The organism is Variovorax sp. NFACC27, from assembly GCF_048301545.1.
Taxonomy (GTDB): Bacteria; Pseudomonadota; Gammaproteobacteria; order Burkholderiales; family Burkholderiaceae_C; genus Variovorax; species Variovorax gossypii.
In genome coordinates, this window is sequence record NZ_CP157613.1 from 1,370,887 (window position 1) to 1,394,381 (window position 23,495).

Consider the following 23,495-nt stretch of genomic DNA (forward strand, 5'->3'; position numbering starts at 1 on the left):
GATGCGCTGGACAACCACACCCCTGCTGCGCTGGATCGCCCTGTTGCTGCTGTGCGCGGCCTACCTGCAGGGCGGCCTGCAGAAGGCCTTCGACTTCCCGGCGGCCATTGCCGAGATGAACCACTTCGGCCTCTCGCCCGCCGTCCCGATGGCGATCGCCGTGATCGTGCTGGAGCTTGGCGCCGCCGCGATGATCCTCACCGGTCGCCTGCGCTGGCTCGGCGCGCTGGCCCTGGCCGGCTTCACGCTGATGGCGACTTTCGTGGCGCTGCGCTTCTGGCAGATGCCCGTCGGGCAGGAGCGCTTCATGGCGGCAAACTCCTTCTTCGAACACCTGGGGCTGGTCGGCGGCTTCCTGCTCGTCGCCTGGCTCGACCTGAAGGAGCGTGCACATGTCTGATACCTCGCACGGCGCAACAGCGCCGGCTCCGCAACCCGGAGCCTTCGCGCCTCTTCGCCAGCCGGTCTTCGCGGTGCTCTGGGCCGCCACGGTGCTCGGCAACATCGGCAGCTTCATGCGCGACGTGGCCAGCTCGTGGCTGGTGACCGACCTGTCGGCCAGCCCGACGGCGGTGGCGCTGATCCAGACGGCGGCCACGCTGCCGATCTTCCTGCTGGCCATTCCGGCGGGCGTGCTGTCGGACATCCTCGACCGGCGGCGCTTCCTGATCTTCGTGCAGCTGGTGCTGGCGGCCGTGAGCGGCACGCTGCTGGTGCTCTCGCACACCGGTGCGCTCACGGTGGAATACCTGATCGCGCTGACATTCGTGGGCGGCATCGGCGCGGCGCTGATGGGGCCGACCTGGCAGTCGATCGTGCCGGAGCTGGTGCCGCGCTCCGACCTGAAGGGCGCGGTGGCGCTCAATTCGCTGGGCATCAACATCGCGCGCTCCATCGGGCCGGCCGCGGGCGGGCTCATCCTCGCGAGCTTCGGCGCAGCGGCCACCTACGGCATCGACGTGCTGAGCTATGTGTTCGTGATCGCGGCGCTGCTGTGGTGGAAGCGTCCGCCGGCTGGAGACACCGCGCTTTCGGAGAACTTCCTGGGCGCCTTCCGTGCCGGCATGCGCTACACCCGCGCCAGCAAGGAGCTGCACGTGGTGCTGCTGCGCGCGGCGGTGTTCTTCCTGTTCGCCAGCTCGGTGTGGGCGCTGCTGCCGCTGGTGGCGCGCCAGATGCTCGGCGGCAGTGCCGGCTTCTACGGCGTACTGCTCGGCGCGGTGGGTGCCGGCGCTATCGGCGGCGCACTGGTGATGCCGCGCCTGCGTGCCCGGCTCGATGCCGACGGGATGATGCTGCTGGCATCGCTCCTCACCGCCGCGGTGATGGGTGCGCTGGTCTTCGCGCCGCCCAAGTGGCTGGCCGTGGCGCTGCTGCTGGTGCTGGGCCTGGGCTGGATCGTGGCGCTGACCACGCTCAACAGCGTGGCCCAGTCGATCCTGCCGAACTGGGTGCGCGGACGCGGCCTGGCCGTGTACCTGACGGTGTTCAACGGCGCGATGGCGGCCGGCAGCCTGGGCTGGGGCCTGGTGGCGCAGCAGGTCGGCGTGCCGATGACGCTGGTGGCCGGCGCCGTGGGGCTGGTGGCGGCGGGCCTGGTCTTCCACCGCGTGCGGCTGCCGGCCGGCGAGGCCGACCTGCAGGCATCGAACCACTGGCCGGAGCCGCTGCTGGCCGAGCCGGTGGCGCACGACCGCGGGCCGGTGATGATCCAGGTCGAGTACCGCATCCGCAAGGAGGACCGCCCTGCATTCCTGGATGCGATGAAGCGTCTCTCTCTGGAGCGCCGCCGCGACGGCGCCTACGCCTGGGGCGTGCACGAGCACACGGCCGATGCGGAGCGGGTGATGGAGTGGTTCCTCGTCGAATCATGGGCGGAGCACCTGCGCCAGCACCACCGGGTGTCGCATGCCGATGCCGACCTGCAGAGCGACGTGCTGCGCTTTCACATCGGGCCGGACAAGCCCGAGGTGCATCACTTTCTCGCGCTTTGACTTTCTCCGGCGGGTGCCGCCGGACCTCAAGGAAAAGCTTTCTTTCCTCCCTTCTTCCCCTTCACTTCACTTCACTGAAAACCATGACAACTCTCACACTGCGCGACGGCACCGAGCTCTACTACAAGGACTGGGGCTCGGGCCAGCCCATTCTCTTCAGCCACGGTTGGCCGCTCAGCGCCGACATGTGGGATGCCCAGATGCTGTTCTTCGCGGAACGCGGCTACCGCGTGATCGCATTCGACCGGCGCGGCTTCGGCCGCTCGAGCCAGCCGTGGACGGGCTATGACTACGACACCTTCGCCGACGACATCGCCGAGCTGATCGAGAAGCTCGACCTGAAGGACGTGATCCTCGCGGGCTTCTCGATGGGCGGCGGCGACGTGACGCGCTACATCGCGCGCAAGGGCAGCGCTCGCGTGGCCAGGCTCGCGCTCATCAGCGCCGTGACGCCGCTGTTCATGAAGACGGCCGACCACCCGGTGGGCCCCGACGCCTCGCTGTTCGCGAGCATCCGCGCCGGCCTGGCCGCCGATCGTCCGCAGTTCCTCGACGACTTCAGCACGCTCTTCTACGGCACCAACCGCCCCGGCGCCAAGGTGTCGCAGGGTGTCTTCAAGCAGACCCTGCAGATTGCGCTGCAGGCCTCGATCAAGGCCACCATCGACTGCGTGACCGCGTTCTCGGAAACCGACTTCCGCCCCGACATGGCCAGGATCGACGTGCCCACGCTCGTGATCCACGGTGACGACGACCAGGTCGTGCCCTTCGAGGCCACCGGCAAGCTCGCGGCCGAGATGATCAAGGGCAGCCAGCTCAAGGTCTACGCAGGCGCGCCGCACGCCACCTGCACCACCCACAAGGACCAGGTGAACGCCGACCTGCTGGCGTTCATCCAGGGCTGATCGTCCGTGGCGTCCGCGCCGCATGCGCGGACGCCTCCTTCCCCACTCGAGACCATCTTCATGACCACGCCTCCTTCCCCCGTCGTTCAGGACAATCCGTCGAAGCACCGTTTCGAGTTCGCATCGCAAGGCGAACGCGCGGTCGCGATCTACACCCTTGAGGGCGACGTCATCACCTTCGTCCACACCCTGGTGCCCGAGGCGCTGCAAGGGCAGGGCGTCGCCAGGCAACTGGTGCTCGCGGGCCTGGCCTCCGCTCGCGAGCGCGGCCTGCGCGTCGTTCCGCAGTGCCCCGTGTTCGCCGCCTACATGCGCGCGCACCCCGAAACGCACGACCTGCTGTCCGACGAAGGCCGCGCGCTGCTCGGTCTCTGAGGCCGCCTGCTTCCCGGCGCCGCAGGGGAGGGCTTGGGCCCATGGTCGCCAGGGGCGATGCCCGTGGCGATAATCCCGGGATGCGAATCCGCTTTACCAAGATGCAGGGAGCCGGCAACGATTTCGTCGTGCTGGACGAAACGCGCGGCACGCTGGGCCTCAGCGCCGCGCAATACCGCTTTCTGGCCGACCGCCACTTCGGCGTCGGCGCAGACCAGATCCTCACGGTGCGCCCTTCGCCTGCCGAAGGCATCGACTTCCAGTACGTGATCCACAACTCCGACGGCGGCGAGGTGGAGCAGTGCGGCAACGGCGCGCGCTGCTTCATGCGCTTCGTCAGCGAACACCACCTGACCGAGAAGAAGCAGGTGCGCGTGCAGACGCTCTCCGGCGTGATCGAACCCCGCATGGGCGGCGACGGCCGCGTGACGGTCGATATGGGCGCCCCCGTCTTCGAACCCGCGCGCGTGCCCTTCGACCCCGCCGGGCTCGACCCGCAGCCCGAAGGCGCCTGGCACAAGTGGCACCTGGCCCTGGGCACCCGCGCCGGCAGCGCTATCGTTTCAGTAGCTGTGCTCTCGATGGGCAACCCGCACGCCGTGCAGGTGGTCGACAACGTCGACACCGCCCCGGTGGCCGAGCAGGGTCCGCAGATCGAGCACCACCCGCGCTTTCCGCAGCGGGTGAATGCCGGATTCATGCAGGTGGTCGACCGTTCCAACATCAGGCTGCGGGTGTTCGAGCGCGGCGCCGGCGAAACGCTGGCCTGCGGCACCGGCGCCTGTGCGGCGGTGGTGGCGGGCATCCGCCTCGGGCTGCTGGAGCGCCGCGTGGACGTGCAGACGCACGGCGGCGTGCTGACGATCGAGTGGCAGGGGGAGGGCCAGCCGGTGCTGATGACCGGGCCGGCCGTCACGGTCTTCGAGGGAGACATCGAGGTGCCGGAGCTGCCATGACCAACTTCACGAGCAACAACAACGACGCCAACGCCATGAACCCGATCACCGAAGACGACATCGCCAACTACCTGGCGAACACGCCCGACTTCTTCGAGCGCCATGCCCAGTTGCTGGCGCAGGTGCAGCTCACCAGCCCGCACGGCAACCGTGCCGTGAGCCTGCAGGAGCGCCAGGCCGAGATGCTGCGCGAGAAGATCAAGGCGCTGGAGCATCGCCTGATGGACATGATGCGCCACGGCACCGAAAACGTCGTGATCGCCGACCGCCTGCAGCGCTGGACCAGCGGCCTTCTCACCACCCGCGAGCCGCGCAGCCTGCCGTACCGCATCGCGGTCGACCTGCAGTCGCTCTTCCTGGTGCCGCAGACGGCCATCAAGGTGTGGGACTGCGGCAGCGAATACCTCAACGAGGCCTACGCCCAGTGGGTGAGCGACGACGTGAAGGCGCTGGCCACCTCGCTGACCTCGCCCTACTGCGGGCTCAATTCGGGCTTCGAGGCCGCCAACTGGCTGCCCGAGCCGCAGGCCGCGATGTCGATCGCGCTGATTCCGCTGCGCCCCGACGCCGAGTCGCCGGCCTTCGGCCTGCTGGTGCTGGCCTCGCCCGACGCGCAGCGCTTCAACGCCGAGATGGGCACCGATTTTCTCGAGCGCATCGCCGAGCTGGCCTCGGGCGCGCTTTCGCGGCTGCGTCCTTGAAACGTCCGCACTGGTTGCGGCGGCCCTGGCAGGTCGCGTTGGCCTGTGGGTTGGCGGTCGTGGCGCTGGTGTACGCGGCCGTCGGCGCCTTCATCTGGCGTCATTCCGAAGAACTGCTGGCGCACCCGCCGCAACGGCAGGCCGACGCCGCGCTGGTGCTCGGCAGCCGTGCCTACCTCGACGGCAAGCCCCATCCGTGCCTCACAGGGCGGGTCGATACCGCCCTGGCGCTGGCACGCGCCGGGCTGGTCAGGCAGCTGGCTTTCTCGGGTGGCGTGGATCTGGAGGACAGCCGCATCGAGGCCATCACGATGCAGGAGCACGCCATCGCCTCGGGATTCACCGGGCCGATGGTGCTGGAGCCTGCGTCGACCTCTACCCGGCTGAACCTGTCGTTGTCGCGTCCGCTGCTGCTGGCGGCCGGCGTGCGCAGCGTGGTCATCGTGTCGGAGCCGTTCCACCTGTGGCGCGTCGAGCGGCTGGTGAAGATGAGCGGCTTCGACAAGAGCTTCGACGTGCAGTACGCGGCGGCGCCCACCTCCTGCTGGCAGGCGCTCGGGCCGTTCTCGAAGGGCGCATTGCGCGAGCCGGCGGCCATCATCAACAATGCCGGGCATGGGTATCTCTTCTGACCCGGCTGCATCCGCTCCGTCGACTTCCCCGGACTGGATCGAAAAATACCTGGAGTACGTGCGCGTCGAGCGCCGGCTCGCGGCGCGCACGGTCGAGCTCTACGCCTTCCACCTGCAATCCCTGCGCGAGCATGCCGACGAGGCGAAGCTGCCGCTGGACCGTGTGCAGACCGCCCACGTCCGCCGCTGGATGGCGCAACTGCACAGCGCCGGGCGCGAGCCGCGCGGCATCGCGCTGGTGCTGTCGTGCTGGCGCAGCTTCTACCGCTGGCTGGGGCACGAAGGGCTGGTCGGCTTCAACCCGGTGCAGGACGTGCACGCACCCAAGGCCGGCCGGCCGCTGCCCAAGGCGCTGGGCGTGGACGACGCTGTGCGGCTTGCCGAGCTCTACGACCCCGAGGCCGACCCGTGGACCGAGGCGCGCGACGGCGCGATCGTCGAGGTGCTCTACGGCTGCGGCCTGCGCGTGAGCGAGCTCACGGGGCTCGACGTGCGGGCGAGCAACACGGCGCGCGGCTGGGTCGATCTCGATGCGATGGAGGCCAGCGTGCTCGGCAAGGGCAGCAAGCGCCGCATCGTGCCGATGGGTGGCAAGGCGGCCGAGGCGCTGCGCGACTGGCTCGCGGTGCGCGACGACTGCCCGGGGCTGGCCACGGCCCGGCTGCGCGACCCGCAGGCCGCCGGCGCGCTCTTCATCAGCGCCAAGGGCATGCGGATGTCGTCGCAGGCGGTGTGGAAGCTGCTGCGCGAGCGCAGCCTCAAGGCCGGCCTTGCGGCACCGGTGCATCCGCACATGCTGCGCCATTCGTTCGCGAGCCACGTGCTGCAGTCGAGCAGCGACCTGCGCGCGGTACAGGAGCTACTGGGCCACGCCAACATCGCGACCACTCAGGTCTATACGCGGCTGGATTTCCAGCACCTGGCCAAGGTTTACGACGCGGCGCATCCGCGCGCCAAGGCCCGGGAAGACAAAGACAAGTAAGCAAACACAAAAAATGAAAACCCTTCGCCTCAAACCCGGCAAGGAGCGCTCGCTGCAGCGCCGCCATCCCTGGGTGTTCGAATCCGCCATCGCGCGCGGCGGCGCCGATGCCGGCGAGACGGTGCGCGTCGAGTCGCACGACGGCACTTTTCTCGCATGGGCCGCCTTCAGTCCTCTTTCCAAGATCCGCGCGCGGGCCTGGAGCTTCGTCGAGACGCAGCGTATCGACGCGGCCTTCCTTGCATCGCTGTGCGCTCGTGCCGTGGCTGCGCGCGGCCTGTTCGACCTGCAGAGCGACGGGGTGCGGCTGGTGCATGGCGAGGCCGACGGGCTGCCGGGACTGATCGTCGACCGCTACGGCGACACGCTGGTCGCGCAGTTCCTCTCGGCCGGCGTGGAGCGCTGGAAGGGCGTGCTGGCCGATGCGCTGCTCAAGGCCACGGGCCTTTCGAAGCTCTACGAGCGCTCCGACGCCAGCGGCCGCGAGCGCGAGGGGCTGAAGCCTGTCACGGGCTGGCTGCGCGGGGAAGGGCCGACCGAGATCGTCATCCGCGAGCACGGTTGGAAGCTCTCGCTCGACATCGCCACCGGCCACAAGACCGGCTTCTACCTCGACCAGCGCGACAGCCGCCAGCGCTTCGCCGAGCTGGCGCAGCACCGGCGCTTCAGGCGCGTGCTGAACTGCTTCTGCTACACGGGCGGGTTCACCGTCGCGGCGCTGGCGGGGCTGAAGGCGGCGGATGCGCTGCAGGGCGCGCAGCTGGTGTCGGTCGATTCCTCGCTGCCGGCGCTGGAGCGGGCGCGGGGGCATCTGGCGCTCAACGGCTTCGAGGGGCAGGGCATCGAGACCGAGTTCCTCGACGCCAATGTCAACACCGTGCTGCGCGAGTTCATAGACCAGGGGCGCACCTTCGACGCCATCGTGCTCGATCCGCCCAAGTTCGCGCCCACGGTGGCGCATGCCGAGCGCGCATCGCGGGCCTACAAGGACATCAACCGGCTGGCCCTGAAGATCCTGGAGCCGGGCGGCGTGCTGCTGACCTTCTCGTGCTCGGGCGGCATCAGCGCCGACCTGTTCCACAAGATCGTGGCCTCGGCGGGGCTCGACGCGGGCGTGGACGGCTACATCGCCGAGCGGCTGGGCGCCGCGCCCGACCATCCGATGACCATCGAATTCCCGGAAGGCGAGTACCTGAAGGGCCTGGTGGTGGTCAGGAAGCCCGCCTGAAGCGGGGCTTGACCCTGCCGCCAACGCAACTCAGTGGCATTGGCTAAACTGCCGGGCCGCGCCTTCCACGGCCCCCATTTCCTGTTTTCCGCTTCCGGAGCACTTTCCTCATGGCCCTCATTCCCGCGACCATCCTCACCGGCTTTCTCGGCTCGGGCAAGACCACGCTGCTCAAACGCATCCTGACCGAGGCCCACGGCCAGAAGATCGCGGTCATCGAGAACGAGTTCGGCGAGGAGAACATCGACAGCGACATCCTCGTGACCGAATCGAAGGAGCAGATCGTGCAGATGAGCAACGGCTGCGTCTGCTGCACCATCCGCGAAGACCTGCGCGAGGCGCTGCAAGTGCTGGCCGCCAAGAAGCGCCAGGGCCTGCTCGACTTCGACCGCGTGGTGATCGAGACCACCGGCCTGGCCGACCCCGGCCCCGTGGCCCAGACTTTCTTCATGGACGACGAGATCGCCGAGAGCTACCTGCTCGACTCGATCCTCACGCTGGTCGACGCCAAGCATGCGCCGCAGCAGCTCAACGACCGCCAGGAAGCGCGCCGCCAGGTGGGCTTTGCCGACCAGATCTTCATCAGCAAGAGCGACCTGGTGTCGGCCGACGAGACCGACGCGCTGATCCACCGCCTGAAGCACATGAACCCGCGCGCGCCGCAGCAGAAGGTGCATTTCGGCGAGGTGCCGCTGAAGGACGTGTTCGACCTGCGCGGCTTCAACCTGAACGCCAAGCTCGACATCGACCCCGACTTCCTGACGGAAGACGACCACGATCATCACGACCATGACCACGCGCATGGCGAGCACTGCGACCATCCATCGCACAAGCACGAGGGCCATGGCCACCATCACCACGTGGACGACGACGTCAAGAGCTTCGTCTACAAGGCCGACCGCGCCTTCGATCCGGCGAAGCTGGAAGACTTCCTGGGCGCGATCGTCAACATCTACGGCCCGCGCATGCTGCGCTACAAGGGCGTGCTGAACATGAAGGGCACCGAGCGCAAGGTGATCTTCCAGGGCGTGCACCAGCTCATGGGCAGCGACCTGGGCCCGGAATGGGGCAAGGACGAGGCGCGCCAGAGCCGCATGGTGTTCATCGGCATCGAGCTGCCGCGCGAGATCCTGGAGCAGGGGCTGGAGCAGTGCCTGGTCTGAGCCTGAACTGAAGGCTCCCTGAAAAAAACGGCGCGGGCCCCAGGAGGCCAGCGCCGTTTTTCATTGGGGCAGGGCGGTTTTACTTGCCCGCGCCACCCATCCCGCCCAGAGGCTTGCCGTTGACCTTCAGGGCGCCGTCGCTGAACTCGACCTGGGCGGTGACGTCGTCGCCGTCGCGCTTCACGAAGCCGCTTTCCTCGCCCTGTTCGACCAGGCCGGCCACCATTTCGGGCGGAGGCGTCTGGCCGCTCTCGGCGCCGGTCTCGGCCAGTTTCTCGAGCCACTTCATGGGCAGCCGCGCGTGGGCCTTGAGCACACCGCGCTTCATCATGAGCGCCGTGCCCGGCAGCTGCAGGTCTTCGTCGGTCACGCCGGCCATGCCGGCCGAGTAGCCGAGTTCGGCGCGCTTACCGTCGATCTCGACCAGCAGCTTGTCGATGCCGGCTTCGGGGGAGTACTTGGCCATGGCCTTCAGGTCGGGCGTGAGCTGCTCGACCAGTGCCTGCATGGCCGCCTGGGAGGCCTTGCTGCCGCCCTTGCCGCAGCTGTTGGCGGCGCTGGACTGCATCCAGGCGTCGGCCAGTTTCTTGTAGCCGGCGCCGTGGATGCGGCGCGCGCCGCTGGTCAGCTCGAACTTGTCGATCTTCGTCTCGCCGATCTTGCCGGTGCCCTTGAGCGTGCCGGTGGAGGCGTAGAGGCCGTCCTTGATGCTCGCGTCGCCCACCAGGTCGATGTTCTGCAGCACGACGGCCGGCAGCGCCTTCGGCGGTTCCGAGCCGTCCTCGGCCGCCTTCTTCTTGACCGTGAACTCCAGGGAATCGAGCCGGCCCTCGCTCTTGCCGGTGGCCAGGAACCAGCCGGAGCTGCTGTCCATGTCGGCCTTGGCGACGAGCTTGCCCATCTTCATGGTCACGCCGCTCTTCACGTCGTTGAAGTCGAGGCCGGGCATGCTCAGGTCGTAGCGGGCCTGGGTGCGCGCGGCGTTCACGTTCACGCGGGCCTGCAGGCCCTGCCAGTCGAGGCGGCCCTTGCCGTCCTCGGCCAGCTTGGCGGGAGCGACCGTGAAGTCGGTCGTGAAGGCGCCATCGAAGCCGACCTTGGTGCGGGCCGACAGGGGCTTGGCCTCGCCGAAGAGCTTCTTGACCTCGGCCTGCGCCTTGGCGTCGAGCACCAGTTCGCTGTCGATGGTGGCGGCCGCCAGCGTGCCGCCGGCCAGCGGGCCGTGGTGGATGGTGTCGCGGATGGTCAGGCGCAGCTGCTTCGGCGGCTTGATGGCGGGGGTGTCGTCTTCCTCGCCGTCTTCCTTTTCCTCTTCGTCCTGGCCGGCGGTGGGCTGGCTGGCAGCCGGGCTGGCGGCGGCATCGGCCGCGCAGCCGATTTCCAGCGTGACGGTGCTGACGGCGCCCAGGAAGCCGCGTTCGTACTTGCGCTCGGTCACGCGCACCAGCGCGGTCTGCTTCGGCAGCTCGTCAAGCGCGGTGTCGTAGCGGGACTTGATCTGCGAACCGGCCCACCAGGTGCTGCCGCCGTAGGCGACCGCGATGGCCGCGGCCAGGACTCCCAAAACTGCTTTCTTGTTCAAGGCTTGTGCTTTCTTCTGTCTGTCTTGCGATTGATCGGAATGATCGGATAGGCCCCCTGCGCCATATGGACAAGGGCCGGGGCCCGCGCGTCGCCCCCTCCGGCGGCGCCGGGCGATGCTAACGGAGTCGGACGGCACGCCGGAACATGTCCCGCGCCGTCGAGTTCTCTATACAATCGCGCGCCTGTTTCGCAAGCCACGTCCTGCTCCCAAGGACAAGATGTGACTTCCGGCACGGGGCGCCATACGTTTCTGGCGGGCTTTCGGGGGTATAACCCCGGGGTTCGCCACTTGGCGGGCACCCCGACAACGGGGCCTGTGCGGTCTGAAAGCCGCAAGGGGCCTCATGGGAGGAGACACCCAGTGAAAGCGCGTTCCAGTTCGTCCAAGGAGCCAGTCACCGTGAAGAAACCCGCCGCCAAGGCTACGCCAGCAACCAAGCCCGCCGTCAAGAAGGCGACGGCTGCGAAGCAGGCTGTACCTGCGGCCAGGAAGGTTTCCGGTTCCGCGACCAAGGAGAAAAGCGCGCCATCCAAAAAGCCCGCAGCACCACCGGCCAAAGCCGCGACCGCTGCGACAAAGAAGTCCGCCAAGCCTGCAACTGCCGCCACCAAGACCGCGGGCGCGGGCTCATCGTCATCCAAACCCGTCGGCCGCCCTGCTGCCGTTCCTTCTGTCCCCCCGATCCCCATGAAAAAAACGGCTGCCGCCTCCACTTCCGCCCCGGCGACACCCTCGATGCCCGCTCAAACCGCCACGCCCGCACCCGCCGCGCGTGGTGGCCGCGTGTCCCGGCTGTCGCAACTGACCGTCCCCTCGATGCCGCAGTCGGTGGCATCGACGGCCGCCAAGTCCACTTTCTCGCAAAGCCACTCCAACGCGCTGGTGCCTCCGCCGCCCCTCGCCATCAAGAAAGATCCGAAACTGGCCAACAACTGGAAAACCAAGTCGCCCGCAGAACTGAGCGATGCCGAAGTCATCGCCATGCCGGACGACGAGTACATGAACGAAAAGCAGATGGCGTTCTTCCGCCTGAAGCTCGAGGAGCTCAAGCGCGGCATCCTGGAGAACGCCGGCGAGACCACCGAGCACCTGCGTGAAGACACGGTGGTCGTGCCCGATCCGGCCGACCGCGCCACCATCGAGGAAGAGCACGCCCTCGAGCTGCGTACCCGCGACCGCGAGCGCAAGCTGCTCAAGAAGATCGAGCAGTCGATCCAGCGCATCGACGCCGGCGACTACGGCTACTGCGACGAAACCGGCGAACCCATCGGCGTCGGCCGCCTGCTGGCCCGCCCGACCGCGACGCTGTCGCTCGAGGCGCAGCAGCGCCGCGAGCTCAAGCAGAAGATGTTCGGGGATTGAAACAAAGCAAGGTAGATAAAAGCCAGCCTCTTCGATAGCCTTCGCCGAATGCCAAAGGAAGAATCGGGCCGCCTTCTGTCCAAGGTGGCCAAGTTTGTCCGCAATCCCCTGAAGGATTGGTCGGAGCTGGATGCCCCTGCGTCCGCTTCGCCCTCGGATTCGTCGCTGCCGGCGCAGACCTACAGCCGGGAGATGCTCAAGGAGATGATCGAGCGGCGCCAGCGCAACGATTTCGTGCGCCGGCGCGAGTTCGACATGCTGCGCAAGCTGCGCCAGCGCGAAGCCGCGGCGCATGCCTTCGAGGCGACGGTCACGCCGTCCTCGTTCAACATCAACAGCTCCTCCGAAAGGTCGGAGGGCCGCGCGCTCACGCTCAAGAAGATCGACGAGATCGAGCAGCAGATGTCGCAGCAGTGGTGGAAGGGGCGGGGGCCGAATGGCGAAACGCTCGTCAATCCGCCGCCCGACGCCGGCGCGGAAACCCTGCCGCCGGTGCACACCGACGAATTGCTCTCCGAGCCCGCGGAGGCCCTGCCCGCCGCGGCGGTGACCCCGAGCGGCGCCGCCGCTCCGGCCGTGGCCGAAGGCGTGCCGCTGCTGTCGTCGCGCCTTGCGCACGACGGCGCGCTCGAGGAGGCGGTGATCCGCTTCGCGCACGGCGACGACACGGGTGCCGAGGCGATCCTGCTGCAGGCCCTGGCTTCCTCCGAAGGCGCGTCGATTCCCGACGGCGGGCACGATGCAGCCGCCGAGCGCGACGACAGCCGCTGGCGAGCCCTGTTCGACCTGTACCGTGCGACCGGCGATGCCGCCAAGTTCGCCGCCGCGCGCATGCGCTATGCGCAGCGCATGCGGCGCATGGGGCCCGACTGGGTCTCGCTCGAAGAACTGGCCCGCAGCGTCAAGGCCGTCACCGCCAGCGAGGAGGCTGCCGGAGCCGCCGCCGATGGCGCCAGCGCCCATGCAGACTGGACCTGCCCCACGCGCCTGGGGCGCGATGGCCTGATGGACCTGACGCGTGCGCTGTCGAAGGCCGGCTCGGTCTGGACGCTCGACTGGCGCGGCCTGCATGCCGTCGAGCCCGAGGCCGCCGCGCCGCTGCGCGTGCTGTTCACCCACTGGGCCGATTCGCCGGTGCAGCTTCGCTTCATGGGCTCGGCGCAACTGCTGGCCGTGCTGTCCGAGGCCGCGCCCAACAACGAGCGCGGCACCGACGAGGTCTGGTGGCAGCTGCACCTGGCTGCGCTGCGCATGATGCACCTGCCGGACGACTTCGAGCTGGTGGCGCTCAACTACTGCATCACCTACGAGGTGTCGCCGCCCGCCTGGCAGGACCCGAAGGGCGAATGCACCTCGCTGGCTGCGCCGCCCGCGAGCCGGCCCAGCTCGGTGTGGTCGCTGCTGTCGGTCGGCGGCGACTCGGAGAGCTTCCCCTCCACCGACAGCGGCTTTGCCGCGCTGGCGGGCGACCTGCGGGGCGAGTCGCTTTCGAACTGGCAGCGGCTGGACCACGATCTGCGCCACACCACGGCGCCCGTCATCTCGTGCGCCGCGCTGCTGCGCATGGACCTCGCGGCGGCGGGCACGCTGCTGAGCTGGGTGCGCACGCGCGATGCCAACGGCGAGCGCGTGCAGTTCGTCGATGCGCACCGGCTCATCGCGGCGCTGTTCAACCTGGTAGGCATTGCCGATCACGCGACCGTGGCAGTTAGAAAAAACTAAGGGCCCGGCCGGCCCTTGCGCGGGTTGCATTGCTTTTGGCCACCCCCAGATGGCTGCGATGGAACAGTTTCACGGCACCACCATCGTGAGCGTGCGCCGCAAGACCCCCCAAGGCGACCAGGTCGCCATCGGCGGGGACGGGCAGGTCACTCTCGGCAACATCGTCATCAAAGGCACGGCGCGCAAGGTGCGCCGCCTCTATCACGGCAAGGTGCTTGCCGGCTTCGCGGGCGCCACGGCGGACGCCTTCACGCTCTTCGAGCGCTTCGAGGCCAAGCTCGAGAAGCACCAGGGGCACCTGACCCGCGCCGCGGTCGAGCTCACCAAGGACTGGCGCACCGACCGCGTGCTGCGCAAGCTCGAGGCCATGCTCGCCGTGGCCGACGCCACCACCTCCCTCATCATCACCGGCAACGGCGACGTTCTGGAGCCCGAGGACGGCGTGATCGCCATCGGATCGGGCGGCGCCTATGCCCAGTCGGCGGCCAAGGCGCTGATCGAGAACACCGAGCTCTCGGCCGAGCAGATCGTGCGCAAATCGCTGGCGATCGCCGGAGAAATCTGCATTTACACGAACATGAACCACACGGTGGAAGCGCTCTGACCATGTCCATGACCCCCCAGGAGATCGTCTCCGAGCTCGACAACCACATCGTCGGCCAGCCGGCCGCCAAGCGCGCCGTGGCCATCGCCCTGCGCAACCGCTGGCGCCGCCAGCAGGTCGACGACAAGCTGCGCCACGAGATCACGCCGAAGAACATCCTCATGATCGGCCCCACGGGCGTGGGCAAGACCGAGATCGCCCGCCGCCTCGCGCGCCTGGCCGACGCGCCCTTCATCAAGGTCGAGGCCACCAAGTTCACCGAGGTGGGCTATGTGGGCAAGGACGTCGATTCGATCATCCGCGACCTGGCCGAGATCGCCGTCAAGCAGACCCGCGAGGCCGAGAGCGTGAAGGTGCGCGCGCGTGCCGAAGATGCTGCCGAGGAGCGCATCCTCGACGTGCTGCTGCCGGCAGCGCGCGGCGCCGACGGCACCGCTGCCGCGACCGACTCCAGCAACGCCACCCGCCAGGCCTTCCGCAAGAAGCTGCGCGAGCACCAGCTCGACGACAAGGAGATCGAGCTCGACCTCGCCGAGGCCCGTGCTCCGCTCGAGATCATGGGCCCCGCCGGCATGGAGGAAATGACCGAACAGCTGCGCGGCATGTTCGGCCAGCTCGGCGGCGGCAAGCGCAAGACGCGCAAGCTCAAGATCGCCGAGGCGCTGCGCCTTCTGACAGACGAGGAAGCCGCCAAGCTGGTCAACGAGGACGAGATCCGTACGCAGGCGATCGCCAATGCCGAGCAGAACGGCATCGTCTTCATCGACGAGATCGACAAGGTCGCCACCCGCAGCGAGGCCCAGGGCTCCGACGTGTCGCGCCAGGGCGTGCAGCGCGACCTGCTGCCGCTGGTGGAGGGCACGGCCGTCAGCACCAAGTACGGCGTGGTGCGCACCGACCACATGCTGTTCATCGCGAGCGGCGCCTTCCACCTGAGCAAGCCGAGCGACCTGATTCCCGAGCTGCAGGGGCGCTTTCCGATCCGCGTGGAACTGCAGTCGCTTTCGGTGGCGGACTTCGAGAGCATCCTCACGCAGACCCGTGCTTCGCTCGTGAAGCAGTACCAGGCGTTGCTCGCCACCGAGGGCGTGACGCTCGAATTCACGCCCGAAGGCGTGAACCGGCTGGCCACCATCGCCTTCGAGGTGAACGAGCGCACAGAGAACATCGGCGCGCGCCGCCTGTCGACCGTGATGGAGCGCCTGCTGGATGAGGTAAGCTTCGACGCGACCCGCCTCGAAGGGCAATCGATCCGCATCGATGCCGCCTATGTCGACCAGCGCCTTGCGGCACTAAGTCACGACGAAGACCTTTCGCGCTTCATCCTCTGAAGCCGCTTCTCCTTCCCCCTGTAACGGGGGAATCCTTCACGCATCACTTTCACTGCGTGAGCTAAGTACTTCATTTTCAACGAAATTCGCCGATTCCAAGGATTTGGAATCGGCGCTAAGTCGTTGATTCCATTACAAAAAATAGCCCAAACGGCCAGTTGCTTCCGAAGTGTTTCCTGCTACAGTGCAAAAAAGTGCAGTTAAGTGGGAAAAAGTGCGAGTAGTGCCTCTTTCGGGTGCTGCAGCACTCCCAACACAGGGGTTTCGTGGTCGTGTTTCAAGGCGCTTCATCGCTCAGTCTGGATGCCAAGGGGCGGCTCTCCGTGCCGACCCGGCATCGTGACGTCCTGAGCGCGACGGCAGGCGGCCAGCTCACGATCACCAAGCATCCGCACGGATGCCTGATGGTGTTCCCCCGTCCCGAATGGGAGAAATTCCGCGAGCGCATCGCCGCGCTGCCGATGTCGGCGCAGTGGTGGAAGCGTGTCTTCCTGGGCAACGCCATGGACGTCGAGATGGACGGCACCGGCCGCATCCTGGTGTCGCCCGAACTGCGCGCGGCCACCGGCATCACGCGAGAGACGCTGCTGCTGGGCATGGGCAACCACTTCGAACTCTGGGACAAGGCCACCTACGAGGCCAAGGAGGCCGAGGCCACCCAGGGCGAGATGCCGGACGTATTCCAGGACTTCGCGTTCTGAGGGGCACCGTGAACACGCCCTGGACCCACACGACCGTCTTGCTCGGCGAGGCGGTGGAAGCTCTTCTATCCGGCAGCACCGCAGCCACCGGCACCTACGTGGACGCCACCTTCGGACGGGGAGGGCACGCGCGCGCGATCCTCGCGCGGCTGGCGCCGGAAGGCAGGCTCATCGCATTCGACAAGGATGCGGAAGCAGTGGCCGAAGCAGCGCGCATCTCGGATGCGCGTTTTTCCATCCGCCACCAGGGATTCCGCTCGCTGGGCGAACTGCCCGACGCGAGCGTGGCCGGCCTGCTGATGGACCTGGGCGTGAGCTCGCCGCAGATCGACAACCCGGTGCGCGGTTTCAGTTTTCGTTTCGATGGCCCGCTCGACATGCGCATGGACACCACGCGCGGCGAGAGCGTGGCCGAGTGGCTGGCAACGGCCGAACTACAGCAGATTGCAGAGGTGATCCGTGACTATGGCGAAGAACGGTTTGCTGTTCAGATTGCAAAGGCGATTGTTGCTCGCCGACAAGAACGGGGCCCAGTTTCAACCACCGCCGAACTGGCCGAGCTCGTGGCTGGCACGGTCAAAACCCGCGAGCCGGGCCAGAACCCTGCAACGCGCACATTTCAGGCTTTTCGGATTTTCATCAACGCCGAGCTTGAAGAGCTGCAACAGGCGCTAGAAGCCAGCCTCTCGGTGCTGAAGCCCGGCGGGCGGCTCGCGGTGATCAGCTTCCACTCGCTCGAAGACCGCATCGTCAAGCAGTTCATCGCCAAGCACTCGAAGGAGGTCTACGACCGCCGCGCGCCGTTCGCCGCGCCCAAGGCCATGAAGCTGCGCGCCCTGGAGCGCATCAAGCCCTCGCAGGCCGAGGTGAGCGGCAATCCGCGAGCCCGCAGCGCCATTCTTCGAGTGGCGGAACGCACGGAGGCCGACTGACATGGCCCGTGTGAACCTGCTCCTGCTGATGGCCGTCATTGCGACGGCTTTGTACCTTGTGCACACCCAGTACCTGTCGCGCCAGCTCTATACCGAGCTCGACCGCGTGCAGCAGGACGCCCGCCGCCTGGAAACCGAACGCGACCGCCTGCAGGTCGAGAAGCGCGCGCAGGCCACGCCGCTGCGCGTCGAGCGGCTCGCCAAGGAGCAGCTGCAGATGCGCACCACTTCCCCGGCGATCACGCAGTACGTACGGCCTGACGGCTCGGTGATCCCGGCCGTCGCGCCGGTTGCGCCGATGCCGGCCGCCACGACCGCCAAGCCGGCAGCCAAACCGGCGGCGAAGCCGGCCACCGCAGCGAGGGCCACGCGATGAACCGGGGCAACCGCAGCGTGCGCTACACCACCAGCCCCTTGCTCGCGAGCAAGACGCCGGTTTGGCGCAGCAAGCTCATCGTGGCCGGCATCGCCTTCGGCTTCCTGGTGCTGGCCGGCCGGGCTGCTTACGTGCAGGTCATCGGCAACAGCTTCTTCCAGCGGCAGGGCGAGGTGCGTTTCGCGCGCACGCTCGAGCTGCCGGCCAACCGCGGCCGCATCCTCGACCGCAACGGGCTCATCCTCGCTTCCAGCGTGGTCGCGCCCAGCATCTGGGCCATTCCGGAGGACATCGAGCGCGACGACCCCGAGGTGCGCGCCAAGCTCAAGCAGGTGGCCAAGCTGCTGGAGATGTCGCAGAAGGACTTCGACAAGAAGCTGGAGGACGAGGACAAGACCTTCGTCTGGATCAAGCGCCAGGTCGACGAGCCCATTGCCAAGCAGATCGCGGCGATGAACCTCAAGGGCATCTACCAGCGCAAGGAATACAAGCGCCAGTACCCCGAGGGCGAGGCTGCCGCGCACGTGGTGGGCTTCACCAACGTGGAAGACAACGGCCAGGAAGGCATCGAGCTGGCCTTCAACAAGGACCTGGCCGGCAAGGCCGGTTCGCGCCGCGTCATCAAGGACCGCCTGGGCCGCGTGGTCGAGGGCGTGGGCGAGACCGTGCCGCCGCTGGACGGCAAGGACATCCAGCTCAGCGTCGACAGCAAGGTGCAGTTCTTCGCCTACCAGAAGCTGCGCGACGCCGTGACCGCGCGCAAGGCCAAGGCCGGCAGCGTGGTGGTGCTCGATTCCGTCACCGGCGAGGTTCTGGCGCTGGCCAACTACCCGAGCTACGTGCCCGACAAGCGCCAGAACCTGACCGGCGAGCAGCTGCGCAACCGCGCGATCACCGACACCTTCGAGCCCGGCTCGACCATGAAGCCCATCACAGTCGGCATGGCGCTGGAAGCCGGCCGCGTGAAGCCCTCGACGCTCATCGAGACCGGCCCCGGCCGCTACCAGATCGGCGGCTTCACCATCAGCGACACGCACAACTACGGCACGCTGACCGTCGAAGGCGTGATCCAGAAGTCGAGCAACGTCGGCGCGCTCAAGATCGCCCAGAAGATGACCCCGCACGAGATGTGGGACACCTACACCGCGCTCGGCTACGGCCAGAAGCCGCAGATCCAGTTCCCCGGCGCCGTGACGGGCCGGCTGCGCCCCTGGAAGACCTGGAAGCCGGTCGAGCAGGCCACCATGGCCTACGGCTACGGCCTGTCGGCGTCGCTGTTCCAGATGGCGCACTCGTACACCGCGTTCGCGCACGACGGCTCGCTCATTCCGGTGACCATCCTGAAGAACTCCGAGCCGCCGGTGGGCGTGCGCGTGTTCTCGCCCTCGAACGCGCTGGCGGTGCGCAAGATGCTGCAGATGGCCGCGGGCCCCGGCGGCACCGGCACGCGCGCGCAGACGGTCGGCTACTCGGTCGGCGGCAAGTCGGGCACGGCCCACAAGCAGGTCGGCAAGGGCTACGCCAGCAACAAGTACCGCGCCTGGTTCACCGGCATGGCGCCCATCGAGAAGCCGCGCATCATCGTCGCCGTGATGATCGACGAGCCCAGCGACGGCCAGTATTTCGGCGGCCTGGCGGCCGCTCCCGTGTTCAGCGAGGTCGTGCAGCAGACGCTGCGCATGATGAACGTACCGCCCGATCTGGCGGTCAAACCGCTTGTGATGACGCAGGGCGTCGACGAGAGCTTCTGAACATGCTGACCTTCACTTCCCCCCAACTGGTCGCCGCCTGGCTGAAGGAGCGCGCGCCGCAGGCCGCGCTGCACGCCGACAGCCGCGCCGTGGGCGCGGGCGACGTCTTCATCGCCTGGCCGGGCGCCGCCACCGACGGCCGCAGGCACGTGGCCGCCGCGCTGGCGCAGGGTGCCGCCGTCTGCCTGGTGGAGCACGAGGGCGTCGAGCCCTTCGGCTTCGATGGTGACGAGCGCATCGTGAGCTACCCCGGCCTGAAGGCTGCCACCGGCCCTATCGCCTCGGCCTACTACGACAACCCCTCGGCCCTGCTCGAGCTGCTGGCCGTGACCGGCACCAACGGCAAGACCTCCACTGCCTGGTGGCTGGCCGAGTCGCTTTCCACGCTGCGCGCGGCGGGCGGCGTGCGCGTGATGAAGCCCGACGGCACCATGCAGCGCGACGCCCCGTCGCCCTGCGCGGTGATGGGCACGCTGGGCATCGGCGTGCCGCCCGAGCTGACCTACACCGGCCTCACCACGCCCGACCCGGTGATGATGCAGCGCGAGCTGCGCTCGCTGGTCGAGCGCGGCTTCGGCGCCTGCGCCATCGAGGCCTCGTCCATCGGCATCGCCGAGCGCCGCCTCGACGGCGCCCAGATCGCCGTGGCCGTGTTCACCAATTTCACCCAGGACCACCTGGACTACCACGGCAGCATGGACGCCTACTGGCAGGCCAAGGCCGAGCTGTTCCGCTGGCCCGGGCTGCGCGCCGCGGTGATCAACATCGACGACACGCACGGCGCCAGCCTGTGCGCGAACCTGATCGACGCCGGCATCGGCGCGCTCGACGTCTGGACCGTCTCGGCCGGCGGCAAGCCGGCCCGCCTCGTGGCGCGCGACATCGGCTACGACGCGCAGGGCCTGCAGTTCTCGGTGGCCGAGCACGGCACGGCTGCCATGGAGCGCCTGTCGACCGGGCTCATCGGCCAGTACAACGTGTCGAACCTGCTGGGCGTGCTCGGCACGCTGCGCGCACTGGGCCTCACGCTGCAGCAGGCCGTGGCCGCCTGCGCCAACCTCACGAGCGTGCCGGGCCGCATGGACCGCGCGGGCACCGGCGAAGGCGCGCCGCTGGCCGTGGTCGACTACGCCCACACGCCCGACGCGCTCGACAAGGCGCTGATCGGCCTGCGCCCGCTGGCCAAGCAGCGCGGCGGCGCGCTGTGGTGCCTGTTCGGCTGCGGCGGCGATCGCGACCCGATCAAGCGTCCGATGATGGCCGCCGTCGCCGAACGCCAGGCCGACCGCGTGATCGTCACCAGCGACAACCCGCGCAGCGAAAAGCCCGACGCGATCATCAGCCAGGTGCTGCGCGGCTTCTCGCGCCCCGACGCGGCGCAGGTGCAGCCTGACCGCGCGGCCGCCATCGCCGACGCGATCGCGCAGGCCGCGCCGCAAGACGTCGTTCTGATCGCCGGCAAGGGTCACGAGGCCTGGCAGGAAATCGCCGGCCAGCGCATCGAGTTCTCTGACAAGGCCCATGCGCTGCAGGCGCTGGCGAAACGAGGAGCAGCGGCATGAGCGTTGCCACGACCACGCCCCTCGACATCACCCTGGCCCGGATCCAGCAATGGATTCCGGGTTCCCGCCTGGTGGGCGACGGCTCGATCGTCATCGCCCGCGTGCACACCGACACGCGCACGCTCGCGCCCGGCGACCTGTTCGTCGCGCTCAAGGGCGAGCGCTTCGACGCCAACGATTTCCTGGCCGATGCGAAGAAGCAGGGCGCGGTGGCCGCCATTGCGCACCATGGCCTGGAGGCCGCGGGCCTCGCCGGCCTCGAGGTGCCCGACTCGCTGGTCGCGCTCGGCGCGCTCGGCGCGGGCTGGCGCGCGCAGTTCGACCTGCCGCTGATCGCCGTGACCGGCAGCAACGGCAAGACCACGGTCACGCAGATGATCGCGGCCGTGCTGTTCGCCTTCCGCGCCGAACGTGCGCTCGCCACGGCCGGCAACTTCAACAACGAGATCGGCGTGCCGCTCACGCTGCTGCGCCTGCGCGTGCAGCACCAGCGCGCGGTGCTCGAGCTGGGCATGAACCATCCGGGCGAGATCGCGCGGCTGGCGGCCATCTCGCGCCCAACCATCGCGCTGGTCAACAACGCGCAGCGCGAGCACCAGGAGTTCATGGCCACCGTCGAGGCGGTGGCCGTCGAGAACGCCGCCGTGTTCGCGGTGCTGCCCGAGGACGGCACGGCCGTCTTCCCGCACGGCGACGAGTTCACCTCGCTGTGGACCGACATGGCCCACGACGGCGGCTCGCGCCGCTGCCTGACCTTCGGCGAGAACGAGGACGCCGACGTCTCGCTGCTGCGCGCCGAATGGAAGCAGGGCGCCTGGGCCGTGGGCATCCGCACGCCGGTGGGCGATTTCGATGCACGCCTGCGCATCGCGGGCCGGCACAACGTCGTCAACGCGCTCGCCGCCACGGCGTGCGCGCTCGCGGCGGGCGTGTCGCTGGAGACCATCGGGGCCGGCCTGTCGGCCTTCGAACCGGTGAAGGGCCGTTCGCGCGCCAGCGAGATCGCCCTGCCGGGCGGCCATGCGCTCACGCTGGTCGACGACAGCTACAACGCCAACCCCGATTCCGTGATCGCCGCCATCGACGTGCTCGCGGCCCTGCCGGGCCCGCGCCTGCTGGTGCTGGGCGACATGGGCGAGGTGGGCGACCGCTCGCCCGAGTTCCACGCCGAGGTCGGCGAGCATGCCCGCCTGCGCGGCATCGAGTCCGTCTACGCGCTGGGCGCAGCGATGGCGCACACCGTCGCTGCCTTCGGCGGTTCGGACGGACGCCATTTCGAAGAGTTCGACGCGCTGCGCGCGGCGGTGCTCGCGCGCCTGCCGCAGGTCGGCAGCGTGCTCGTGAAGGGATCGCGCTTCATGAAGATGGAGCGCGTGGTGCAGGTCGTCGAGCAGGCACAACAACCACAACAACAAGAGGAGGGCGGCCATGACGCATGAGCCGCGCGAAACCACATGCTGCTGACACTGGCCCAATGGCTGCAAACGCTGTCGCCCGAGTTCGGGTTCCTGCGCATCTTCCAGTACCTCACCTTCCGCGCGTTGATGGCCGCGCTGACGGCGCTCGTGGTCGGCCTGGTGGCCGGCCCCTACGTGATCCGGCGCCTCACGGCGCTCAAGATCGGCCAGCCGGTGCGCGGCTACGGCATGGAGACGCACCTCACCAAGAGCGGCACGCCCACCATGGGCGGCGTGCTGGTGCTGTTCGCCATCGCCTTCGCCACGCTGCTGTGGTTCGACATCTCCAACAGGTTCGTGTGGATCGTGCTGTGGGTGACCATGGGCTTCGGCGCCATCGGGTGGGTGGACGACTGGCGCAAGGTGGTGCGCAAGGACCCGGAGGGCATGCGCTCGCGCGAGAAGTATTTCTGGCAGTCGGTGGTGGGCCTGATCGCGGCCTTCTACCTGCTCTTCAGCATCTCGGAAAGCTCCAACTGGCGCGTGGTGCAGCTGTTCTTCGCGTGGGTGCAGTCGGGTTTCGACCTCGACTTCCCGCCCAAGATCAACCTGCTGGTGCCCTTCTTCAAGGAAGTGAGCTATCCGCTGGGCGGCATCGGCTTCGTGATCCTCACGTATCTCGTGATCGTGGGCGCGAGCAATGCCGTGAACCTGACCGACGGCCTCGACGGGCTGGCGATCATGCCGGTGGTGATGGTGGGATCGGCGCTGGGCGTGTTCGCCTACGTCACGGGCAGCGCGGTGTATTCCAAGTACCTGCTGTTTCCCAACATCCCGGGCTCGGGCGAACTGCTGGTTTTCTGCTCGGCCATGGCCGGCGCGGGGCTCGCGTTCCTGTGGTTCAACACGCATCCGGCGCAGGTGTTCATGGGTGACGTGGGCGCGCTGGCGCTGGGCGGCGCGTTGGGCACCATCGCGGTCATCGTGCGCCAGGAGATCGTGTTCTTCATCATGGGCGGCATCTTCGTGGTCGAGGCGATCTCGGTGATGGCGCAGGTCACCTACTTCAAGTACACGAAGAAGCGCTTCGGCGAGGGCCGTCGCGTGCTCAAGATGGCGCCGCTGCACCATCACTTCGAGAAGAGCGGCTGGCGCGAGACGCAGGTCGTGGTGCGCTTCTGGATCATCACGATGCTGCTGTGCCTCGTGGGCCTTTCGACGCTGAAGCTGCGGTGA

Annotated in this window: 22 protein-coding genes; 21 read left to right on the forward strand and 1 reads right to left on the reverse strand. The window is 68.2% G+C overall.

The window, feature by feature from the left end; genetic code table 11:
• Window position 1: 1 nt before the first annotated feature.
• From ABL840_RS06440 to ABL840_RS06485, 10 genes are all read left to right on the forward strand, one after another.
• Window positions 2-400 (forward strand): DoxX family protein, encoded by a 399-nt coding sequence (locus ABL840_RS06440; RefSeq protein ID WP_093197255.1) that lies wholly within the window; start codon window positions 2-4, stop codon window positions 398-400.
• The gene (locus ABL840_RS06445; protein ID WP_093299712.1) at window positions 393-1,994 is read left to right on the forward strand and encodes an MFS transporter; all 1,602 of its coding nucleotides are present in this window, start codon (window positions 393-395) and stop codon (window positions 1,992-1,994) included. Before ABL840_RS06440 ends, ABL840_RS06445 begins: the two co-directional genes overlap by 8 nt.
• Window positions 1,995-2,077: 83 nt before the next feature.
• Window positions 2,078-2,899, forward strand: coding sequence for an alpha/beta fold hydrolase (locus ABL840_RS06450; RefSeq protein WP_093299714.1), 822 nt, complete (start codon window positions 2,078-2,080; stop codon window positions 2,897-2,899).
• Between the two features lie 60 nt (window positions 2,900-2,959).
• Entirely contained in the window at window positions 2,960-3,274 is a 315-nt protein-coding gene (locus ABL840_RS06455) for a GNAT family N-acetyltransferase (protein WP_093299717.1), read from the forward strand.
• Between the two features lie 80 nt (window positions 3,275-3,354).
• Window positions 3,355-4,230 (forward strand): diaminopimelate epimerase, encoded by an 876-nt coding sequence (gene dapF, locus ABL840_RS06460; protein ID WP_093196980.1) that lies wholly within the window; start codon window positions 3,355-3,357, stop codon window positions 4,228-4,230.
• On the forward strand, window positions 4,227-4,931 hold the full coding sequence (locus ABL840_RS06465) for a DUF484 family protein (RefSeq protein WP_093196977.1): 705 nt from the start codon (window positions 4,227-4,229) through the stop codon (window positions 4,929-4,931). The genes dapF and ABL840_RS06465 overlap by 4 nt, the downstream gene beginning before the upstream one ends.
• Window positions 4,928-5,563 carry a YdcF family protein gene (locus ABL840_RS06470; protein WP_176947382.1) on the forward strand — a complete coding sequence of 212 codons (636 nt, stop codon included), beginning with the start codon at window positions 4,928-4,930 and terminating at the stop codon, window positions 5,561-5,563. The genes ABL840_RS06465 and ABL840_RS06470 overlap by 4 nt, the downstream gene beginning before the upstream one ends.
• Entirely contained in the window at window positions 5,547-6,545 is a 999-nt protein-coding gene (locus ABL840_RS06475) for a tyrosine recombinase XerC (RefSeq protein WP_093299720.1), read from the forward strand. Before ABL840_RS06470 ends, ABL840_RS06475 begins: the two co-directional genes overlap by 17 nt.
• Before the next feature lie 13 nt (window positions 6,546-6,558).
• Complete coding sequence (locus tag ABL840_RS06480) at window positions 6,559-7,773, forward strand: class I SAM-dependent rRNA methyltransferase (RefSeq protein ID WP_093299722.1); 1,215 nt, start codon at window positions 6,559-6,561, stop codon at window positions 7,771-7,773.
• A gap of 110 nt (window positions 7,774-7,883) precedes the next feature.
• The gene (locus ABL840_RS06485; protein ID WP_093196973.1) at window positions 7,884-8,936 is read left to right on the forward strand and encodes a CobW family GTP-binding protein; all 1,053 of its coding nucleotides are present in this window, start codon (window positions 7,884-7,886) and stop codon (window positions 8,934-8,936) included.
• A 79-nt stretch (window positions 8,937-9,015) separates the two neighbouring features.
• Here the strand turns inward: ABL840_RS06485 and ABL840_RS06490 are convergent, their stop codons facing one another.
• Window positions 9,016-10,518, reverse strand: coding sequence for a YdgA family protein (locus ABL840_RS06490; RefSeq protein ID WP_093299725.1), 1,503 nt, complete (start codon window positions 10,516-10,518; stop codon window positions 9,016-9,018).
• 402 nt (window positions 10,519-10,920) lie between these two features.
• On the opposite strand from ABL840_RS06490, the gene dksA reads away from it, so the two are divergent.
• The 11 genes from dksA (at window position 10,921) to mraY (ending at window position 23,495) form a co-directional block, all read left to right on the forward strand.
• Complete coding sequence (gene dksA, locus ABL840_RS06495) at window positions 10,921-11,883, forward strand: RNA polymerase-binding protein DksA (protein ID WP_240652156.1); 963 nt, start codon at window positions 10,921-10,923, stop codon at window positions 11,881-11,883.
• Window positions 11,884-11,931: 48 nt separating this feature from the next.
• Complete coding sequence (locus ABL840_RS06500; RefSeq protein WP_093299730.1) at window positions 11,932-13,605, forward strand: STAS domain-containing protein; 1,674 nt, start codon at window positions 11,932-11,934, stop codon at window positions 13,603-13,605.
• A gap of 58 nt (window positions 13,606-13,663) precedes the next feature.
• A complete protein-coding gene (hslV, locus tag ABL840_RS06505) occupies window positions 13,664-14,209 on the forward strand; it encodes an ATP-dependent protease subunit HslV (protein WP_007832466.1) in 546 nt (181 codons plus the stop codon).
• A 2-nt stretch (window positions 14,210-14,211) separates the two neighbouring features.
• Complete coding sequence (hslU, locus tag ABL840_RS06510) at window positions 14,212-15,540, forward strand: ATP-dependent protease ATPase subunit HslU (RefSeq protein ID WP_093196961.1); 1,329 nt, start codon at window positions 14,212-14,214, stop codon at window positions 15,538-15,540.
• A gap of 272 nt (window positions 15,541-15,812) precedes the next feature.
• The gene (mraZ, locus tag ABL840_RS06515; RefSeq protein ID WP_081270207.1) at window positions 15,813-16,241 is read left to right on the forward strand and encodes a division/cell wall cluster transcriptional repressor MraZ; all 429 of its coding nucleotides are present in this window, start codon (window positions 15,813-15,815) and stop codon (window positions 16,239-16,241) included.
• Window positions 16,242-16,249: 8 nt separating this feature from the next.
• Window positions 16,250-17,173 (forward strand): 16S rRNA (cytosine(1402)-N(4))-methyltransferase RsmH, encoded by a 924-nt coding sequence (gene rsmH, locus ABL840_RS06520; RefSeq protein WP_093196960.1) that lies wholly within the window; start codon window positions 16,250-16,252, stop codon window positions 17,171-17,173.
• A gap of 1 nt (window position 17,174) precedes the next feature.
• Entirely contained in the window at window positions 17,175-17,549 is a 375-nt protein-coding gene (ftsL, locus tag ABL840_RS06525) for a cell division protein FtsL (protein ID WP_093196957.1), read from the forward strand.
• Window positions 17,546-19,300 carry a peptidoglycan D,D-transpeptidase FtsI family protein gene (locus tag ABL840_RS06530; RefSeq protein WP_093196956.1) on the forward strand — a complete coding sequence of 585 codons (1,755 nt, stop codon included), beginning with the start codon at window positions 17,546-17,548 and terminating at the stop codon, window positions 19,298-19,300. Before ftsL ends, ABL840_RS06530 begins: the two co-directional genes overlap by 4 nt.
• Window positions 19,301-19,302: 2 nt before the next feature.
• On the forward strand, window positions 19,303-20,862 hold the full coding sequence (locus tag ABL840_RS06535) for a UDP-N-acetylmuramoyl-L-alanyl-D-glutamate--2,6-diaminopimelate ligase (RefSeq protein WP_093299732.1): 1,560 nt from the start codon (window positions 19,303-19,305) through the stop codon (window positions 20,860-20,862).
• Window positions 20,859-22,301, forward strand: a complete 1,443-nt coding sequence (locus ABL840_RS06540; RefSeq protein ID WP_093299735.1) for a UDP-N-acetylmuramoyl-tripeptide--D-alanyl-D-alanine ligase — start codon at window positions 20,859-20,861, stop codon at window positions 22,299-22,301. Before ABL840_RS06535 ends, ABL840_RS06540 begins: the two co-directional genes overlap by 4 nt.
• Before the next feature lie 15 nt (window positions 22,302-22,316).
• The gene (gene mraY / locus ABL840_RS06545; protein ID WP_093299737.1) at window positions 22,317-23,495 is read left to right on the forward strand and encodes a phospho-N-acetylmuramoyl-pentapeptide-transferase; all 1,179 of its coding nucleotides are present in this window, start codon (window positions 22,317-22,319) and stop codon (window positions 23,493-23,495) included.

Coding starts and splice junctions, on each gene's coding strand:
- ABL840_RS06440 (WP_093197255.1), top strand. CDS start 2: ATGCGCTGGACAACCACACCCCTGCTGCGCTGGATCGCCCTGTTGCTG.
- ABL840_RS06445 (WP_093299712.1), top strand. CDS start 393: ATGTCTGATACCTCGCACGGCGCAACAGCGCCGGCTCCGCAACCCGGA.
- ABL840_RS06450 (WP_093299714.1), top strand. CDS start 2,078: ATGACAACTCTCACACTGCGCGACGGCACCGAGCTCTACTACAAGGAC.
- ABL840_RS06455 (WP_093299717.1), top strand. CDS start 2,960: ATGACCACGCCTCCTTCCCCCGTCGTTCAGGACAATCCGTCGAAGCAC.
- dapF (WP_093196980.1), top strand. CDS start 3,355: ATGCGAATCCGCTTTACCAAGATGCAGGGAGCCGGCAACGATTTCGTC.
- ABL840_RS06465 (WP_093196977.1), top strand. CDS start 4,227: ATGACCAACTTCACGAGCAACAACAACGACGCCAACGCCATGAACCCG.
- ABL840_RS06475 (WP_093299720.1), top strand. CDS start 5,547: ATGGGTATCTCTTCTGACCCGGCTGCATCCGCTCCGTCGACTTCCCCG.
- ABL840_RS06480 (WP_093299722.1), top strand. CDS start 6,559: ATGAAAACCCTTCGCCTCAAACCCGGCAAGGAGCGCTCGCTGCAGCGC.
- ABL840_RS06485 (WP_093196973.1), top strand. CDS start 7,884: ATGGCCCTCATTCCCGCGACCATCCTCACCGGCTTTCTCGGCTCGGGC.
- ABL840_RS06500 (WP_093299730.1), top strand. CDS start 11,932: ATGCCAAAGGAAGAATCGGGCCGCCTTCTGTCCAAGGTGGCCAAGTTT.
- hslV (WP_007832466.1), top strand. CDS start 13,664: ATGGAACAGTTTCACGGCACCACCATCGTGAGCGTGCGCCGCAAGACC.
- hslU (WP_093196961.1), top strand. CDS start 14,212: ATGTCCATGACCCCCCAGGAGATCGTCTCCGAGCTCGACAACCACATC.
- ftsL (WP_093196957.1), top strand. CDS start 17,175: ATGGCCCGTGTGAACCTGCTCCTGCTGATGGCCGTCATTGCGACGGCT.
- ABL840_RS06530 (WP_093196956.1), top strand. CDS start 17,546: ATGAACCGGGGCAACCGCAGCGTGCGCTACACCACCAGCCCCTTGCTC.
- ABL840_RS06535 (WP_093299732.1), top strand. CDS start 19,303: ATGCTGACCTTCACTTCCCCCCAACTGGTCGCCGCCTGGCTGAAGGAG.
- ABL840_RS06540 (WP_093299735.1), top strand. CDS start 20,859: ATGAGCGTTGCCACGACCACGCCCCTCGACATCACCCTGGCCCGGATC.
- mraY (WP_093299737.1), top strand. CDS start 22,317: ATGCTGCTGACACTGGCCCAATGGCTGCAAACGCTGTCGCCCGAGTTC.